The 17,822-nt window shown below is 67.8% G+C and carries 13 protein-coding genes and 1 pseudogene; 6 read left to right on the top strand and 8 right to left on the bottom strand.

Annotation, left to right across the window (positions count from 1 at the left end; translation table 11 throughout):
• The 3 genes and pseudogenes from JMF86_RS14050 to nagE form a co-directional block, all read left to right on the top strand.
• Nucleotides 1-250: pseudogene (locus JMF86_RS14050) on the top strand (iron dicitrate transport regulator FecR); the annotation flags it as partial.
• A gap of 15 nt (nucleotides 251-265) precedes the next feature.
• Nucleotides 266-2,848, top strand: a complete 2,583-nt coding sequence (gene ptsP, locus JMF86_RS14045) for a phosphoenolpyruvate--protein phosphotransferase (RefSeq protein ID WP_011546260.1) — start codon at nucleotides 266-268, stop codon at nucleotides 2,846-2,848.
• A gap of 100 nt (nucleotides 2,849-2,948) precedes the next feature.
• Nucleotides 2,949-4,718, top strand: a complete 1,770-nt coding sequence (gene nagE, locus JMF86_RS14040; RefSeq protein WP_054928060.1) for an N-acetylglucosamine-specific PTS transporter subunit IIBC — start codon at nucleotides 2,949-2,951, stop codon at nucleotides 4,716-4,718.
• Between the two features lie 193 nt (nucleotides 4,719-4,911).
• Here nagE and JMF86_RS14035 read toward each other — a convergent pair whose 3' ends face one another.
• The 6 genes from JMF86_RS14035 to rpoH all read right to left on the bottom strand — a co-directional run bounded on the left by JMF86_RS14035 (nucleotide 4,912) and on the right by rpoH (nucleotide 12,445).
• Nucleotides 4,912-7,398: a family 20 glycosylhydrolase gene (locus tag JMF86_RS14035; RefSeq protein ID WP_201317010.1), complete on the bottom strand. Its 2,487-nt coding sequence runs from the start codon at nucleotides 7,396-7,398 to the stop codon at nucleotides 4,912-4,914.
• Between the two features lie 545 nt (nucleotides 7,399-7,943).
• On the bottom strand, nucleotides 7,944-8,066 hold the full coding sequence (gene cydX, locus JMF86_RS14030) for a cytochrome bd-I oxidase subunit CydX (protein WP_006477761.1): 123 nt from the start codon (nucleotides 8,064-8,066) through the stop codon (nucleotides 7,944-7,946).
• A 62-nt stretch (nucleotides 8,067-8,128) separates the two neighbouring features.
• A complete protein-coding gene (gene cydB / locus JMF86_RS14025) occupies nucleotides 8,129-9,265 on the bottom strand; it encodes a cytochrome d ubiquinol oxidase subunit II (protein ID WP_006477762.1) in 1,137 nt (378 codons plus the stop codon).
• A gap of 31 nt (nucleotides 9,266-9,296) precedes the next feature.
• Complete coding sequence (locus JMF86_RS14020; protein ID WP_006477763.1) at nucleotides 9,297-10,877, bottom strand: cytochrome ubiquinol oxidase subunit I; 1,581 nt, start codon at nucleotides 10,875-10,877, stop codon at nucleotides 9,297-9,299.
• Nucleotides 10,867-11,148, bottom strand: coding sequence for a cytochrome oxidase putative small subunit CydP (gene cydP, locus JMF86_RS14015; protein ID WP_027806881.1), 282 nt, complete (start codon nucleotides 11,146-11,148; stop codon nucleotides 10,867-10,869). The genes JMF86_RS14020 and cydP overlap by 11 nt, the downstream gene beginning before the upstream one ends.
• Nucleotides 11,149-11,509: 361 nt before the next feature.
• Nucleotides 11,510-12,445, bottom strand: coding sequence for an RNA polymerase sigma factor RpoH (gene rpoH / locus JMF86_RS14010; protein ID WP_125380967.1), 936 nt, complete (start codon nucleotides 12,443-12,445; stop codon nucleotides 11,510-11,512).
• Between the two features lie 360 nt (nucleotides 12,446-12,805).
• Between rpoH and pagL the strand changes: the two genes are divergently transcribed.
• Together pagL and JMF86_RS14000 are read left to right on the top strand one after the other, a co-directional pair.
• The gene (pagL, locus tag JMF86_RS14005) at nucleotides 12,806-13,375 is read left to right on the top strand and encodes a lipid A 3-O-deacylase PagL (protein WP_011546256.1); all 570 of its coding nucleotides are present in this window, start codon (nucleotides 12,806-12,808) and stop codon (nucleotides 13,373-13,375) included.
• 45 nt (nucleotides 13,376-13,420) lie between these two features.
• Complete coding sequence (locus tag JMF86_RS14000) at nucleotides 13,421-13,804, top strand: nuclear transport factor 2 family protein (RefSeq protein ID WP_006477767.1); 384 nt, start codon at nucleotides 13,421-13,423, stop codon at nucleotides 13,802-13,804.
• A 143-nt stretch (nucleotides 13,805-13,947) separates the two neighbouring features.
• Here the strand turns inward: JMF86_RS14000 and leuA are convergent, their stop codons facing one another.
• The gene (gene leuA / locus JMF86_RS13995) at nucleotides 13,948-15,594 is read right to left on the bottom strand and encodes a 2-isopropylmalate synthase (RefSeq protein ID WP_125380968.1); all 1,647 of its coding nucleotides are present in this window, start codon (nucleotides 15,592-15,594) and stop codon (nucleotides 13,948-13,950) included.
• Between the two features lie 377 nt (nucleotides 15,595-15,971).
• Complete coding sequence (gene ybiB / locus JMF86_RS13990) at nucleotides 15,972-16,946, bottom strand: DNA-binding protein YbiB (protein WP_011546254.1); 975 nt, start codon at nucleotides 16,944-16,946, stop codon at nucleotides 15,972-15,974.
• Nucleotides 16,947-17,127: 181 nt separating this feature from the next.
• Here ybiB and maiA point away from each other — a divergent pair, with 181 nt between their 5' ends.
• On the top strand, nucleotides 17,128-17,772 hold the full coding sequence (maiA, locus tag JMF86_RS13985) for a maleylacetoacetate isomerase (RefSeq protein ID WP_054928057.1): 645 nt from the start codon (nucleotides 17,128-17,130) through the stop codon (nucleotides 17,770-17,772).
• Nucleotides 17,773-17,822 lie beyond the last annotated feature (50 nt).

Raw genomic sequence — 17,822 nt, 5'->3', positions numbered from 1 at the left:
GCTGCAGCTCGCCGCCGACATGCGCGCACGCGGCGCCGCCGTGCTGCTCGCGGCGCCCGCCGGCACGCCCGGCGTATCGACGCCCGGCGTATCGGGCACCGTGCTGCCGCTCGCGCAGTCCGCCCATTCGGCGCTCGACCCGATCGCCGCCATTCTTTCGTTCTACGTGATGGCGGCGGATCTCGCCGTCGCACGCGGCCGCAATCCCGACACGCCGCGCCACCTGAACAAAGTCACCGAAACGCACTGATAGCCGAGAAAGCCGATGAGACGCGCCGAGGAATCCCAGTTGAAGAGCCCCAACCACGATCAGATCGTTCTGCTTAGCCCGTTGACGGGGCCGATCGTCGCACTGGCCGACGTGCCCGATCCGGTGTTCTCCGGCGGGATGTTCGGCGACGGCATCGGCGTCGACCCGCTCGCGGGCCGGCTTGTCGCGCCGTGCGCGGGCGTCGTGTCGCATCTCGCGCGCACCGGCCACGCGGTGACGATCACGACGCCGCAAGGCGCGGAAGTGCTGCTGCACATCGGCATCGACACCGTCGAGCTGAACGGGCAGGGCTTCATCGCGCACGTCGAAGCCGGCGCGCGCGTCGAAGCGGGCGCGCTGTTGATCGAGTTCGACCAGGACGCGGTGGCGCGAAACGCGCATTCGCTCGTGTCGGTGATCGCGATCGCGAATTCCGACGCGTTCGAGGTGGTCGAGCGCGCGAGCGGTTTCGCGACGGCCGGCGAGACGCCGTTGCTCGCGCTGCGCGGCAAGGGCGAAGCCGCCGCGCAGGCAGCGCAGGCCGGTGCGGCCGCGCACAACGAAGTGCGTCGCGAGATCGTGCTCGCGCAGCCGGGCGGCCTGCATGCGCGGCCGGCCGCGCGGGCACGTGAAGCCGCGCGCGGCTTCGACGCGACCGTCGACGTGCTGTTCGACGGCCGCAAGGCGTCGATCGCGAGCGTCGTCGGCCTGCTCGGCCTCGGCGCCGGCGAAGGCGCGACGGTCGAGCTGGTCGGCCGCGGCGCGCACGCGCAACAGGCCGTCGATGCGGTCGAGCGCGAGTTGCTGCGCGAAGCGCACGGCGAAGTGGAAGAAAAGCCGGCGCGGCTGAAATCGCCCGCGCCGCAGGCGGTCGCACGCCACGCCGGCGCGCCGATTGATCCGAACACGCTCGCCGGCGTGTGCGCGGCGCCCGGCATCGCGGTCGGCACGCTGGTGCGTCTCGACGATGCGGACATCGTGCCGCCCGAGCAGGCGACCGGCACACCGGCCACGGAAAGCCGCCGGCTCGATCAAGCGCTGAAGACGGTCGACGCCGAACTTACCGAAACGGTTCGCAGCGCGTCGGCGCGCGGCGCGGTCGGCGAAGCGGGCATCTTCGCGGTGCATCGCGTGCTGCTGGAAGACCCGACGCTGGTCGACGCGGCGCGCGACCTGATCAGCCTCGGCAAGGGCGCGGGCTTCGCGTGGCGCGCGACGATCCGCACGCAGATCGACACGCTGTCGAAACTCGACGACGCGCTGCTCGCCGAACGCGCGGCCGATCTGCGCGACATCGAGAAGCGCGTGCTGCGCGCGCTCGGCCACACGAGCGGCGCCGCGCGTGTGCTGCCCGACGAAGCCGTGCTCGCGGCCGAGGAATTCACGCCGTCCGACCTGTCGTCGCTCGATCGCGAACGCGTGAGCGCGCTCGTGATGGCGCGCGGCGGCGCGACGTCGCACGCGGCGATCATCGCGCGGCAGCTGGGCATCCCGGCGCTGGTGGCGGTCGGCGATGCGCTGTACGCGATTCCGGACGGCACGCAGGTGGTCGTCGATGCGAGCGCGGGCCGGCTCGAACACGCGCCGACCGCGCTCGACGTCGAGCGCGCGCGGCACGAGCGCCAGCGCCTGGACGGCGTGCGCGAGGCGAACCGGCAACAGGCCGGCGAGGCGGCCGCGACCATCGACGGCCGCGCGATCGAGGTCGCCGCGAACATCGCGACGCTCGACGATGCGAACACCGCGGTCGACAACGGCGCGGACGCGGTCGGCCTGCTGCGCACCGAACTGATGTTCATCCATCGCCAGGCCGCGCCGACGGCGGTCGAGCACCAGCAGAGCTACCAGTCGATCGTCGACGCGCTGCAGGGCCGCACGGCGATCATCCGCACGCTCGACGTCGGCGCGGACAAGGAAGTCGACTACCTGACGCTGCCGCCCGAACCGAACCCGGCGCTCGGCCTGCGCGGCATCCGTCTCGCGCAGGTGCGCCCCGATCTGCTCGACGATCAACTGCAGGGCCTCCTTGCGGTGAAGCCGTTCGGCGCGGTGCGCATCCTGCTGCCGATGGTGACCGACGCGGGCGAGCTCGTGCGGTTGAAAAAGCGCATCGACGAATTCGCGCATGCGCAGGGCCGCACCGAGCCGATCGAGGTCGGCGTGATGATCGAGGTGCCGTCGGCCGCGCTGCTGGCCGATCAGCTCGCGCAGCACGCGGATTTCCTGTCGATCGGCACCAACGACCTCACGCAATACACGCTCGCGATGGACCGCTGCCAGGCCGATCTCGCCGCGCAGTCCGACGGCCTGCATCCGGCCGTGCTGCGCCTGATCGACATCGCGGTGCGCGGCGCCGCGAAACACGGCAAGTGGGTGGGCGTCTGCGGCGCGCTCGGCGGCGATCCGCTCGCGGTGCCGATCCTGGTGGGCCTCGGCGTGACCGAACTGTCGGTCGACCCGGTGTCGGTGCCGGGCATCAAGGCGCGTGTGCGCCGTCTCGATTACCCGTTGTGCCGTCAGCGCGCGCAGGATCTGCTCGCGCTCGATTCGGCACAGGCAGTAAGGGCAGCAAGCCGCGAGGTCTGGCCGCTCGACTGAGCGTCGACGGCAGGTTCGCGGCCCGTTTCACGACGAAGAAGGCAAGTAGGTCAACGACGATTAACGACGATTAATGACGAGACATGGATTGGAGGACTGAATGAACGGGAATCCGTTTCTGAAAATACAGGGCCTGGGCCGGGCACTGATGCTGCCGATCGCAGTATTGCCGGTCGCCGGCATCCTGCTGCGACTCGGCCAGCCGGACGTGTTCAACATCAAGATGATCGCCGACGCCGGCGGCGCGATCTTCGACAACCTGCCGCTCCTGTTCGCGATTGGCGTGGCGGTCGGCTTCGCGAAGGACAACAACGGCGTGGCGGCGCTCGCGGGCGCGATCGGTTACCTGATCGAAACCGCGATCATGAAGGACATCGATCCCAAGCTGAACATGGGCGTGCTGTCCGGGATCATCGCGGGGGTCGTCGCGGGCCTGCTGTACAACCGCTACAAGGACATCAAGCTGCCGGACTACCTCGCGTTCTTCGGCGGCAAGCGCTTCGTGCCGATCATCACCGGGCTGGTCTGCGTGATATTGGGCATCGCGTTCGGGTACGTGTGGCAGCCGATCCAGCATGCGATCGACGCGGCCGGCCAGTGGCTGACGACGGCGGGCGCGATCGGTGCGTTCGTGTTCGGCTTCCTGAACCGCCTGCTGCTCGTCACCGGCCTGCACCACATCCTCAACTCGCTCGCGTGGTTCGTGTTCGGCAACTTCACGCCGCCCGCCGGCGGCGAGATCGTGCACGGCGACCTGCACCGCTTCTTCGCGGGCGACCCGACCGCGGGCACCTTCATGGCGGGCTTTTTCCCGATCATGATGTTCGGCCTGCCGGCCGCGTGTCTCGCGATGCTGCACGAAGCACCGAAGGAGCGCCGCGCGATGGTCGGCGGCCTGCTGCTGTCGATGGCGCTGACGTCGTTCCTGACCGGCGTGACCGAGCCGATCGAATTCAGCTTCATGTTTCTCGCGCCGGTGCTGTACGTGATCCACGCGGTGCTCACCGGGCTGTCGCTCGCGATCTGCCAGATCCTCGGCGTGAAGCTCGGCTTCACGTTCTCGGCCGGCGCGATCGACTACGTGCTGAACTACGGGCTGTCGACGAAGGGCTGGATCGCGATCCCGCTCGGCATCGCGTACGGCGTCGCGTACTACGGGCTGTTCCGCTTCTTCATCCGCAAGTTCAACATGGCCACGCCGGGCCGTGAGCCGGCCTCGGCCGATGCGGCCACGGAGTCGTACGCACCGGGCGGCTTCGTCGCACCGGCCGCGGGCGCGGCTGCGACGGCTGCCGCACCTCGTGCGCAACGCTACATCGCCGCACTCGGCGGGGCCGGCAACCTGTCGGTCGTCGACGCGTGCACGACGCGCCTGCGCCTGACCGTCGTCGATCCGGAGCAGGTATCGGAGCCGGCACTGAAGTCGATCGGCGCGCGCGGCGTGCTCAAGCGCGGCGGCAACAGCGTGCAGGTGATCATCGGGCCCGAGGCCGACATCATTGCCGACGAGATGCGCGCCGCGATTGGTGGCGGTGCGACCGGTGCCGCATCGGCCGCGCCGGCTGCTGCCGCGCAGCCCGTCACGGGCGCGGCCGCCGGCCCGCTCGATCCGGAACCGACCCGCTGGCTCGCGGTGTTCGGCGGGGCGACCAACGTCGCGTCGCTCGATGCGGTGGCCACCACGCGCCTGCGCGTGGTCGTGCGCGACCCGTCGGCGGTCGATCGCGAGCGTCTCGGCGCGCTCGACGTCGCATGGGTGTCGCTCGATACGTTCCACATCGTCTGCGGCAACGCGGCGGCACGCTATGCCGAACAGCTCGGCGCGCGCCTGCCGCCGTCGGGCGGCGGGGCGGCGGCACAACCGGCGTGATGCGGTGAGGCCGGCCTGATCGATCCGCGCGGCGGATACGGGCCGGCGGTCAACAGAGGTCAAAGGAAAACGGCTTGCGACGTGTGCGTCGCAAGCCGTTTTTGCTTTGGCGAAGGCCGTGTGCGATAAGTGTGCGATAAGCGATGCGTGGGTCCGCATCGCCTGCCGCTCAACTGCCTGGCCGTTCACCCGTTCACGGATTCGTCAGCGTGAAGGTCGGCTTCCGGTAGCCGACCCCGGCGCGCTCCAGCTTCGGCAATTCGCGTTGCGTGAGCAGCGTCGCGAAGCCGGCCCAGTCGCGCTGCAGCGCGGCGATGTCGACATGATGCGTGTCGCCGCGCTTGAAGCGCACGCCGGCCGCATACGGCAGCTCCCAGTCGGCCCGGTGCCACGCGCGCTCGGCCAGCGCGAGCAGCCGCGGATAGGTCATGTATTCGAGGAAGGTGTCGTTGCGCATCACCTCGCCCCACGCCTGGCCCTGCATGCCTTCGATGCGCGGCGCGGGGCCCGTGCCCGTCACCTCGAACGGGTTGCCGTCGCGGTCGCCCATCACTTCTGCGTTCTGCGGCAGGTTCTCCGGCGCGAGCGAGAACACCTTGTACTCGTCGGTCGCGTGCGAGCCCCAGTAGTAGCCGCGCTCGCGCGGATTGAGCGTGTACGGGAAGTCGAAGTACAGGTAGTCGGGCAGCGCGAGCACCGTCTGGTAGCCCTTGCCGCTCAGGTCGCGCGCGCTGTCCGACGCACCCCAGAAGATCGTGTCCCACAGCGACACCATCACGTGGCGCGTGCTGAAATCCTGCGGCCCGTTCGCATGCTTGATGCCGTCCTGCCACGCGGCCATCGTGCCGATCCCGTTCGCGTTGACCGCCGCACTCACCTGTTTCGCGAAACGCGTCGGCAGCTCGTCGATCGACTTGATCTCGCCGCGCTGGAGCAGCGCCGTGCAAGCCGGCGACCGTGCCCACGGCTTGTCCTGCGCGGCGAGATCGATGCGCCCCTTGTTCGGATCGGTGCCGTTGAGCGCCTGGAAGCCGCCGCCGAGGAAGATGTTCTTCGCTTCGTCGCCGCCGTAGTGCCAGGTCTGCAGCGGCGCCTGCGCGTCCGCGTGCATCGCCGCGATCTCGCGGATCACCTTCGACGCGAAGTTGAGCGCGCCCGGCACGCACGGGTTCAGGTCGCTGCGCCGATCGTAGAACTGCACCGTCGTCAGGTTCGTCGTGTCCGGCGGGTCGAGCAGCCGGTACGCGTTCGCTTCCTGCTCGCGGCCCGCCGCATGCAGCCGCCGGTAGCGCGCCTCCATCGTCACGACGGCCGCGCGCGCATGCGCGGGCATGTCGATCTCGGGGATGATCTGCACGAAGCGCGCGGCCGCATAGCGCACGAGCGCCACGTAGTCGTCGCGCGTCAGGTAGCCGCCGCCCGAGCGATTGTCGGGGCCGGAGCCGAGCTGCGGCAGCAGGCAGCGCGTCTCGCTCGGGTCGTGGCAGCGGCGCGAGCCGATCTCGGTCAGCTCGGGCAGGCCGGGAATCTCGATGCGCCAGCCTTCGTCGTCGGACAGATGCAGGTGCAGGCGGTTGAGCTTGTACGCGCTCATCTGGTCGATCAGGCGGCGCAGCGTCGCCGGCTGCTTGAAGTTGCGCGCGAGGTCGACGTGCATGCCGCGATGCGTGAAGCGCGGTGCATCCTCGACGAGCATCGCCGGGATCGGGCCGCCGCCGGCCGGCGCGAGCGAGTAGAGCGTCTGTACGCCGTAGTAGAGGCCCGCGCGATCGTAGCCTTCGATCAGCACGCCGCGCGGCCCGATCGCGAGCCGATAGCCGCCCGGTGTCGCGATGTCGGCCGGCAGCCGGCGCGGCGCGACGAAGCCGCGCACCGGCACGCGAGCGCCGTCGAGCCCGAGGGTCGTCGCGCGCTCGTGCAGCGCCGCGACCTGCGCGTCCGGCAGATCCTGCAGCGCGAGTTCGACGCCGCGCAGCTCGAGCGTGCCGGGCAGCGGCAGTTCGCGCTTCACGCTGGGCAGCGCGCGGCCCGGATCGGGTCGTGCGGCCACCGGCGGCGCGTTGCCGGTCGAGTTGTTCTGCGCGTCGGCCGGCAGCGATTCGACGTAGCGCAGCTCGTTGTCGGTGTCGTTGTAGCGCAGCACGGCCGGCGGTGCGCCGTCGACGACGACGTACGGACGCGGAATCACGTCGCTGTAGCGCAGCAGCCAGTATTCGGCGACGAACGGCAGCTCGATGCGCTCGCCGGGCGCGAGCCGCACCGAGCCCGGCTGCGGCGTCAGTTCATACAGGTCGCCGGTGAGCCGCCGCAGCGCGAAGCCGGGCCGGTCGATCCGCAGCAGGCGGCGGATGCTGTGCAGATAGAGCTTCCAGCCGCCGTCGGCGATCGCCTGGTGGCCGCGGTTCTGCAGGATCAGGCGGCCGGTCGCGCAGGCCGCGCCGTCGGCGCCGAGATCGGCGCACGGCACGCCGGCCGCGGCCGCGTGGTTGTTGTCGACGGCGACGCGCAACGCGAGGCCGTTCGACAGCTGCGTCGCGAGGCTGGCTGCTTGTGCGGTGGCCGCCGGCGCGGCGCCGGCGTTCGCGTTGGCGGCGCCCGACGCCGGTACCGCGGCGATCGCGGCAGGCGGCAACACCGCGATCAACAGGCCGGCAATGAGGGATGGCAAGGTACGCTTCATTCGAACTCCTGAGAAAAAGGGGGCGTAGCGACGCCGTGACGCGACGTCGCTGCGATCGGGTCTTTCAGTGGAGCCTGCGGGAGATACCGGCACGCGAGGCGATGCGGCTGCACCACGTGCATTCGGCACGCGGGAGCGTGCGTTACGGAACGGGCGGCGGGCATGCGTGCCGATCGGATCGGCGCGGCGGCGTGCGCGGATTCATCGGCGGCCCATGGCGTTCGCCGCGGCGACGAGGCGGCCACGGCCGGCGGCGCTCGGTTGGCCGCGCACGAGCGCGACGACGGCGCGCGCCGTGGCGCACGGACGTCGAGATGACGCGCAGGCGCACGCCACACACGGGATTCGCATGTCTCCCCCACCCAGAAGGATTCGGCCTGTCAGCGGCCGTGTCCAACGATCTTATGAAACCTTTTATTGGTATTCAAGTGGTATCAATCTGGCGCTAAATTGGCATCGCCGGGCGACGCCTGCCAGCGCGGACAGGACGAAAAAAAACCTCGCACGAAGCGAGGTTCTTTTCCCTTCCGGGCGGCGCCGGTGCGTCAGTCGCGCCGCGCACGCACGGGCGCTTCCTGCGTCTTCTGCCGCGCTTCGAGCCACATCGCGTTGACGATGCCGAACGACAGCGCGACGCCGATACCGAGAATCCAGCTGAAATACCACATGATCCGACTCCTTGCGAAACGGTGGGCGAGGGCGCCCGCGCACCCCGGCCCGGTTCAATGCGTCAATACATCGAGTGCGTGTTCTCTTCGAGCGTCTGGTGCGTGACCTTGCCGCGCATCACGCGATACACCCAGCTCGTGTAGAGCAGCACGATCGGCAGGAACACGATCACCGCGAACAGCATCACCTGCAGCGTCATGTGGCTCGACGTCGAATCCCACACGGTCAGGCTGCTGCGCGGGTCCAGCGACGACGGCATGATGAACGGGAACATCGAGAAGCCCGCGGTCAGGATCACGCCGGTGATCATCAGGCCCGTGCAGAAGAACGCCGTCTTCTCCTGCTTCGAGCCGGCGAGCAGCAGCGCCAGCACGCCGCCCGCGATCCCGACGACGGGCGCCGCGATCATCCACGGATAGTCGCCGTAGTTCGCGAGCCACAGGCCCGAACCGGCGGCGACGTCCTTGAGCAGCGGGTTCGCGACGGTGTCGGTCGGCGCCGCATGGGTGATGTGGAAGCCGCCGATATAGGAGGCTACCAGCACACCGGCCAGCACGAACAGCACGACCGCGAGGAACGACGCGACGCGCAGCGCGATCGACGCACGGCGCGCGATCACGCCGTCGGTCTTCATCTTGATGAACGCGGCGCCGTGCGCGACGAGCATCGTGAGGCTGACGAGCCCGCACAGCAGCGCGAACGGGTTCAAGAGCGCCCAGAAGCCGCCGTAGTAGGTCACGCGCAGGTCGCTGTCGAACTTGAACGGCACGCCCTGCAGCAGGTTGCCGAACGCGACGCCGAACACCAGCGCCGGCACGAAGCCGCCGGCGAACAGGCCCCAGTCCCAGCCCGCGCGCCAGCGCGGGTCCGGCCGCTTGCTGCGGTAGTCGAAGCCCACCGGCCGGAAGAACAGCGCGAACAGCACGAGCAGCATCGCGAAGTAGAAGCCGGAGAACGACGCCGCATAGACGAGCGGCCAGGCCGCGAACATCGCGCCGCCGGCCGTGATCAGCCACACCTGGTTGCCTTCCCAGGTCGCGCCGACCGTGTTGACGATGATGCGGCGCTCCTCGTCGGTCTTGCCGAGGAACGGCAGCAGCGCGGTCGCGCCCATGTCGAAGCCGTCGGTGACGGCGAAGCCGATCAGCAGCACGCCGACGAGCAGCCACCAGATCAGCTTGAGAGTTGCATAGTCCATAGCGATTCCTTGTTCGGTTGCGAGGGCGTGCTCAGACCGCGGCCCGCTCGCCGGCAGCGGCGAGCTCGTGGTGATAGCGGCCGGTATGCAGCGACGACGGGCCGAGGCGTGCGTACTTGAACATCAGCTTGATCTCGATGACGAACAGCGCGGTGTAGAACAGGATGAAGCCGGCGAGGCTCAGGTACAGGTCGCTCGGCTGCAGGCTCGACGCGGACAGGTGCGTCGGCAGCACGCCGGCGATTGTCCACGGCTGGCGGCCGAGCTCGGCGACGATCCAGCCGAATTCGATCGCGATCCACGGCAGCGGGATCGCCCACACCGCGTAGCGCAGGAACCAGCGGCGGTTGTCCTGCAGCAGTTGCCGCCGAGCGCAGAACCAGAACGCGGCAACGAACGTCGCGACGAACAGGAAGCCGAGGAACACCATGATCCGGAACGAGAAGAACACCGGCGCGACGGGCGGGATCGTCTTCTTCGCGGCGGCCTTGATCTGCTCGGGCGTCGCGTCGGTCACGTTCGGCGTGAACTGCTTGAGCATCAGCCCGTAGCCGAGATACTGCTTGTGCTGGTCGAACAGCGCGCGGGTCGCGTCGCTCGTGTCGCCCTGCTTGAGCTTCTGCAGCGCGCCGTACGCGATCATCCCGCTCTGGATGTGCTCCTCGCTGTGCTTCGCGAGATCGCGCAGGCCGATCACCGGTTCGTCGATCGAGCGCGTCGCGATCAGGCCGAGCGCGTACGGGATCTTGATCGCGTAGTCGGTGCGCTGTTCCTCCTGGTTCGGGATGCCGATCAGCGTGAACGACGCGGGCGCCGGCTGGGTTTCCCATTCGGATTCGATCGCGGCGAGCTTCATCTTCTGCACTTCGCCGGTCGTATAGCCCGATTCGTCGCCGAGCACGATCACGCAGAGCGTCGCCGCGAGGCCGAAGCCGGCCGCGACCGCGAACGAGCGCAGCGCGAAATCGACGTCGCGCTTCTTCAGCAGGTACCACGACGACACGCCGAGCACGAACATCGCCGCCGACACGTAGCCGGCCGACACCGTGTGCACGAACTTCACCTGCGCGACCGGGTTGAACAGCACGTCGAACAGGCTCGTCATCTCCATGCGCATCGTCTGGTAGTTGAACTCGGCGCCGACCGGGTTGTTCATCCAGCCGTTCGCGACGAGGATCCACAGCGCCGACAGGTTCGAGCCCAGCGCGACGAGGAACGTGACGATCAGGTGCTTGACCTTCGACAGGCGGTTCCAGCCGAAGAAGAACAGGCCGACGAACGTCGATTCGAGGAAGAACGCCATCAGGCCTTCGACCGCGAGCGGCACGCCGAAGATGTCGCCGACGTAGTGCGAGTAGTACGACCAGTTCGTGCCGAACTGGAATTCGAGCGTGATGCCGGTCGTCACGCCCATCGCGAAGTTGATCCCGAACAGCTTGCCCCAGAACTGGGTCATGTCCTTGTAGACCTGTTTGCCGGTCATCACGTAGACGGCTTCCATGATGACGAGCAGCCAGGACAGGCCGAGCGTCAGCGGCACGAACAGGAAGTGGTAGAGCGCCGTGATGCCGAACTGTAGGCGTGACAGATCGACGACTTCACTACTTATCATGGTGGTCTCCCTCGGTAGAGGCGGGCGCCGGCACCGAGAGCAGCTTCTCGGCGACGGCGGCAGGCGGCAACGACATGTGCTCGGCCTGCGGATGATTGAAGAATGCGTATTTGAGCGACATCAGGAGGATCAGCTTGACGATCAGCACCAGGGTGATGTCGCGGGCGAGGGTCGGTCCGCGTGCCCACGCGGCGATGCGCGCACGCCAGCCGATCGTGCCGGCCGGCCGCGAGGGCGGCGCAGGCTCTTTATTGATCGAGATCAAGGCGATTATCCTGAATCGATTTACGTCGGATTGGGGGCGACTTTACGTCGGATTTATGACGGCCGTGAAGCTGTTTTAATCCTTGTGCGCCTGACATGCCAATTTTAAAAGGACTGCTTTCCGATGCCGAGTGCTGCGCTGCGGCAGACCGTCGCGAAACGCGGGGTAAAAATTGAGGTGGATCAAGGTTATGCGGAAGGGCACCGCAAATGGCGTAATACCCGATGAATCAGGTCAATTAATCGGCGAAGAAACGGAGCGTGAAACGCGTTGAAAAGCGGGGGAAAAGCAGCGGAAAAACGGACGAAAAAAAACCGCTGCCGGGGCAGGCAGCGGTTTTCGATGAAGCGCTCTAAATCGCTGGGATTTACGAGTATTCGGCGAGGGCCGTGCGCATCTTCTTCATCGCGCTCGCTTCGATCTGGCGGATGCGTTCCGCCGACACACCGAACTCGGCGGCGAGATCGTGCAGCGTCGAGCCGCCCGAGCCGTCGTCGTCGACGTGCAGCCAGCGCGCCTCGATGATGCGGCGGCTGCGCGCGTCGAGCGCGTCGAGCGCCTGCGCGATGCCGTCCGTCTGCAGCATGTCGCGCTGACGTGCGGCCAGCACGGCGGTCGGCTCGTTGTGCGAGTCGGCCAGGTAGGCGATCGGCGCGTACGACTCCTCGCCGTCTTCCACCTGGCCTTCGAGCGCGATGTCGCCGCCCGACAGGCGCGTTTCCATCTCGGTGACTTCCTCGCGCTTGACGTTGAGCTCCTGCGCGAGGCCGTCGATTTCCTCGGGCGTCATCGCCTGCATGCTCTTCTTGTGGCTGCGCAGGTTGAAGAACAGCTTGCGCTGCGCCTTCGTGGTCGCGACCTTCACCATGCGCCAGTTGCGCAGGATGTACTCGTGGATCTCGGCCTTGATCCAGTGAATCGCATACGACACCAGGCGCACGTTTTGCGCCGGGTCGAACCGCTTCACGGCTTTCATCAGGCCGATGTTGCCTTCCTGGATCAGGTCGCCGTGCGGCAGGCCGTAGCCGAGATAGTTGCGCGCGATCGACACGACGAGACGCAGGTGCGACAGCACGAGGCGGCGCGCCGCGTCGAGGTTGTTGTCCTCGCGGAATTCGGTTGCGTAGCGGCGTTCCTCTTCGGCGGTCAGCAGCGGAATGCGATTGACGGCCTGGATGTACGCGTCGATGTTGCCGAGCTGGCCGGGCAACATCGATTGGGCTGCGAGCGCCAGCGAGCCTGCCGATTCGGCCTTGGCCGGCGTCGGGCTCAGCGTGTTCGGGAGGGTCAGGGCGTGGCTCACTAAAAAACTCCTTTGGAATCAGGGACAAACCCCGGTCTCGAATGAGATTCCGTGGGTCATCTTAGCACTCCCGCAATACGAGTGCTAATTCCTTAGAGCGGGCGGGGGCATCGGAGTTCCCGGTTTTTCTATCGAATCGGTTGAGTCGATAGTCTATTCTGCGACAGGGGCGGCGCCGTGAAGTTCCGTAAGCCGTTGTTTCTGATGGGAATCAGTAGACGATTTCGATTTTTGTCGTTTTGGAAGCAAACAATTTCGCTTCGTGATGCCGATCCGAAAAGTCCTTTACCATACCATTCAGTTCGCTCGGGCCCGGCCGTTGCGGCAGGCTCCATTCAACCCACAAAGTTGGAGTGTCAGATGAACAATAAGAAGAATCGCCGGCCCGGCAGCCGGCTGGTGCTGCATGCGATGCTGGCAGCGTCTCTTCTGGGCGGATCCGGTGCGGCTTTCGCGGATCGATGGGGGATCCAGGCGGGCGGCGGGTTTTCGGATCGTCGCGGGATCGACAAGGCCGATATCGGCGTCGTATGGGACCCGGGCTGGAACTGGTGGGAAATCGGCGGCTGGCACTTCGCGTTCGTCGTCGAAGGGCACGCCGGCTACTGGCACACGGGCGGCAACGTCCACGGCAACATCGGCGAGTTCGGCGTCACGCCGATGTTCCGTTTCATCAAGAGCAGCGGGCAGATTCGCCCGTTCATCGAGGCGGGCGGCGGCGTCCGGCTTCTGACGCACCCGACGATCTCGGACAATTTCTCGCTGTCGACCGCGTTCCAGTTCGCGCCGACGGGCGGCGTGGGCGTGCAGTTCGGCCAACGGCAACAGTATCAGGTCGGCTACCGTTTCGAACATGTGTCTAACGCGGGTATCAAAGAGCCGAATCCTGGTATAAATTTCCACCAGTTCTACCTGCAGTACAACTTCTGATCCGTACGCCCGTGCAAGGCGGGCGCGTTGCCGAGGAGTCAGGCGATGGCGAAGGTGGTCGATGCGATCCGCGCGCTCGAGCGCGACCGGTTCCGGGCGATGGTGGACGGCGACGGGGAGGCGCTCGCCGCGCTGCTGTCGGACAAGGTGTTTTTCGTCCATACCAACGGCAAGCGCGAAACCAAGCAGCAGTTCATCGACGCCATCGTCGCCGGCCGCCGCCGCTATCGCCAGATCGAAATCCAGTCGCAGGACGTGCTGCCGGTCGGCGACGAGACCTGCGTCGTCACCGGCCGCGCGTTGATCGAGATGGAAACGAACAACGGCGGCCTCGTCTTCCCGATTGCCTATACGTCCGTCCACACGCACGACCAGGGCCGCTGGTGCCTGTTCGCGTGGCAGGCGACGCGGTGCGCGACCGAGACGTGAGCGCGGGTGACGCGCCTTTTCATGTCCCGACCGAAGCGGCCTTCTGAGCCGCTTTTTGCTGCCTCGTGCGGCGCGGATCGCGCGGCGCACGGGCGGTCACGCACCGCTCGCTGACCTTTCAACCCTGCATCGAAGCCCGGTGCTCAGGCCGCCGCGCGTCGATCGGCGCAGTGCCATGCCGAGCGGTTGATCGCGCTGACGACCGCATCGAGTGCCGCGCTCGCCGCATCGGCGTGCACGCCGACCCCGTGCCGCAGCGGCGCGTCGCCGACCCGGCAGCCGACCGATACCGCGATCCGGCCGTCCGCGGTGCGCGTGTGTTCGCACGACGCGACGTCGATCGCGGCGCCGGCGGCCGTCGCAAATGCCGCGGCGAAACGTCGCACGGCGTCGTCGGGCGTCGCGTCGGCGGCGGGCGCCACCGCGATCTCGCGGTTTTGCCAGCGCGCGCCGCTGCCATGGCGTGCGGCCGGGCCGTCGGTCTCGAAGAATTCGCGGGAGAACAGCGCGCAGATCGCGTCGCCCGTCACTTCCTCGCCCGACGCGTCGGCGAGCGTCTGCACCGCATGACTGAACTCGATCTGGACGCGGCGCGTCGGCGTGAAGCCCATCCCGCGCTCGAGCAGGAACGTCGCGCCGCCCTTGCCAGACTGGCTGTTCACGCGGATCACCGCGTCATAGCTGCGGCCGAGGTCGGCCGGGTCGATCGGCAGGTACGGCACCTCCCAGATCGCATCGGGGCGCTGCTGCGCGAAGCCCTTGCGGATCGCGTCCTGGTGCGAGCCCGAGAACGCGGTGAACACGAGGTCGCCCGCGTACGGGTGGCGCGGATGCACGGGAATCTGGTTGCAGCGCTCCACGACGCGGCGCACCGCGTCGATGTCGGAGAAATCGAGGCCCGGGTCGATGCCTTGCGTGTAGAGGTTCAACGCGAGCGTGACGAGATCGACGTTGCCGGTGCGCTCGCCGTTGCCGAACAGGCAGCCCTCGATGCGGTCGGCGCCCGCGAGCAGCGCGAGTTCGGCCGCCGCGACCGCGGTGCCGCGATCGTTGTGCGGATGCACGGACAGCACGATGCTGTCGCGATACGCGAGGTTGCGGTCCATCCATTCGATCTGGTCGGCGAACACGTTCGGGGTCGCGGCCTCGACGGTGGCCGGCAGGTTGACGATCATCTTGTGGTCGCGGGTCGGGCGCCACGTCTGCGCGACCGCGTCGCAGATCTCGCGCGCGAACGTCAGCTCGGTCATGCTGAAGGTTTCCGGCGAGTACTGGAAGGTCCAGCGGGTATCGGGGCGCGCGGCCGCGTGTGCCTTGATGATGCGCGTGCCGTCGATCGCGAGCGCCTTCACGTCGCTCTTCGACATCCCGAACACGATGCGGCGGAACGACGGGCAGACCGCGTTGTACAGGTGCACGATCGCGCGCGGCACGCCTTCGAGCGCATCGAACGTACGGGCGATCAGGTCTTCGCGAGACTGCACGAGCACCTCGATCGTCACGTCGTCGGGAATCCGCTTGTCGTCGATCAGCTTGCGCACGAAATCGAAGTCGGTTTGCGACGCCGACGGAAAACCGACTTCGATCTCCTTGAACCCGATGGCGACCAGCATTTCGAAGAACTCGAGCTTCTGCTCGATGCTCATCGGCTCGATCAGTGACTGGTTGCCGTCGCGCAGGTCGGTGCTCATCCACACGGGCGCACGCTCGATGGTGCGGGCCGGCCAGCGGCGGCCATTGAGGCGGACGGGCTCGAACGGACGGTATTTGTCTTGCGGATTGCGCATCATCTTCTGGACCTCGGGTCTCAAGTCGCGAGCGAAGACGGGCGGCATGGGCGACGGTTGGCGCTGCCTCGCACCCGGCGCGCGATGGCGCCGCGGATGCGGATGATCTTCGCGAATCGGCCGACGGATGGACGGACGAATGCTGACGACTTCGGGTTGTAAAAACTGCGAGAGGGGTACTGCGAGGAACTGCTGGGAGGACCGTGCGGACGGCACACGGCGCTACGACAGCCTTAGGCTAGTCGTAGCGATAGCGGCCGCGCTAGGCGGCCGGAGGTAATTCGGAGGGGGTTCGGAAAGGAACGCATGACGGTCACTCTATGCCAGGATGCGCCCGCGTGTCAAATGTCGGGATAAAGGGGCAGGTCGTCGTCGCGCCGTCAGCGCGCGATGCGGGCGATCTGCACGATCGTCGCGACCTGCCGCGCCACGGTGTCGGGCACCGGCACCTCGCCGCGCAGCACGGCGTCCGTCCACGCGGCCGTGGTCGCCGCATCGCGCGACTCGGGCAGCGCGACGGGCGGCGCGTCGGTCGACGAACGCTCTGCATCGATCAGCGTGTCGCACACGCCGTCGTGCAGCCAGTCGACCTGCACCTGGCGCCGCGTGTCGGCCACCGCTTCGCCTTCGGTGCCGCGCGCGAGCAGCGCGCCGCCGAGCGCGGCGTCCGGATGATCGCGGAACAACTGCGCGAGGCTGTCGCGGTACGGCGGATGCGTGTAGTTGACGAGCCGCAGCCCGGCCGGCGCGAACGGCTGCAGGATCTTCACGAGCGTATGCGTGGAGTTGCGCACGCCGAGCACGCCGCGCATCGACAGCAGGCGCGCGATGCGCGGCGCCAGCACGTCGATCGGTGCGAACGCGACGCGGCGTTCCGCGAGCGTATCCTCGATCGCATCGTGCGACGTCGACGGCGCGAGCGACAGCGCCGAGAAGATCTCGGCGCTCGTCACGCGGCCCGGGTCTTGCTCCACCCCGTGCACGAGCACCGGCACGCCTTCGCGCGCGAGCAGCAGCGCGAGCAGCGGCACGAGGTTCGGCTGCTTGCGCGCGCCGTTGTAGCTGGGGATCGAGACCGGGCGGAACGCGGCGTCCTGTACGTGCACGGGCTCGAACGACGCCTGCGCGGCGGCGAGCATCGCGGCCAGCTCGTCGGCGGATTCGCCCTTCAGCCGATAGGCGATCAGGATCGCGCCGAGTTCGACGTCCGACACGCGCGCATCGAGCATCGCGCGATAGAGCGCGAACGTGTCCTCGGCGGACAGGGCGCGCGCGCCGTTCGGGCCGCGGCCGATTTCCTTGATGAAGCGGGCGCAAGGGAACGGAGCGGCGGCGGGATCGTGGGAAGCGGTCATCGGAACGTGGGGCGGGCGGCCGGCATCGGGCCGCGCGGTGAGCGGTAAGGAATGCCCCGAGTATCGCACGGGCGCGGCCGTGCATCGCGCCGCGCTACACTCTGCTTCCCGGCGGCGCGCGCACCGCTGCGCCGCGCGCCCATGCCGCCGCCGGCCGAATACGACCAAAGAGAGACATCCCATGAAGCTCTACAGCTATTTCCGCAGTTCCGCGTCGTACCGCGTGCGGATCGCCTTGAACCTCAAGCAACTGCCGTTCGACTATGCGCCCGTGCACATGCTGCGCGACGGCGGCGAGCAACTGAAGGACGCGTACCGCGCGCTGAACCCGGATGCGGTCGTGCCCACGCTGATCGATGGCGATGCGACGCTGCAGCAGTCGCTCGCGATCATCGAATATCTCGACGAAACCCATCCCGAGCCCGCGCTGCTGCCGAAGCAGCCGGTCGATCGCGCGTATGTGCGGGCGGTCGCGCTGCAGATCGCATGCGAAATCCACCCGCTCAACAACCTGCGCGTGCTGAAGTACCTGAAGCACACGCTGAAGGTGCCGGAGGAAGCAAAGAACGCGTGGTACCGGCACTGGATCGAGGCGGGCTTCGACACGCTCGAGACGCGTCTCGCGAACGATCCGCGCACCGGCAAGCTGTGCTTCGGCGACACGCCGACGCTCGCCGACGTATGTCTCGTGCCGCAGGTGTTCAATGCGAACCGCTTCTCGATCGACACGACGCGTTTCCCGACGATCCAGCGGATCGTCGACCATGCGGCGACGATCGATGCGTTCAAGGCCGCCGAGCCGGGCGTGCAGCCGGACGCTGAATGAGCGCGGAATGCGCGCCGCGGCCCGTGGCGCGCAGGATCGGGCGCGCATGA

The organism is Burkholderia sp. E168m15 (assembly GCF_016586105.1).
Taxonomy (GTDB): domain Bacteria; phylum Pseudomonadota; class Gammaproteobacteria; order Burkholderiales; family Burkholderiaceae; genus Burkholderia; species Burkholderia orbicola.
Note: the sequence above shows the minus strand (reverse complement) of the source record. Positions and strands in the feature narration are given on the sequence as shown.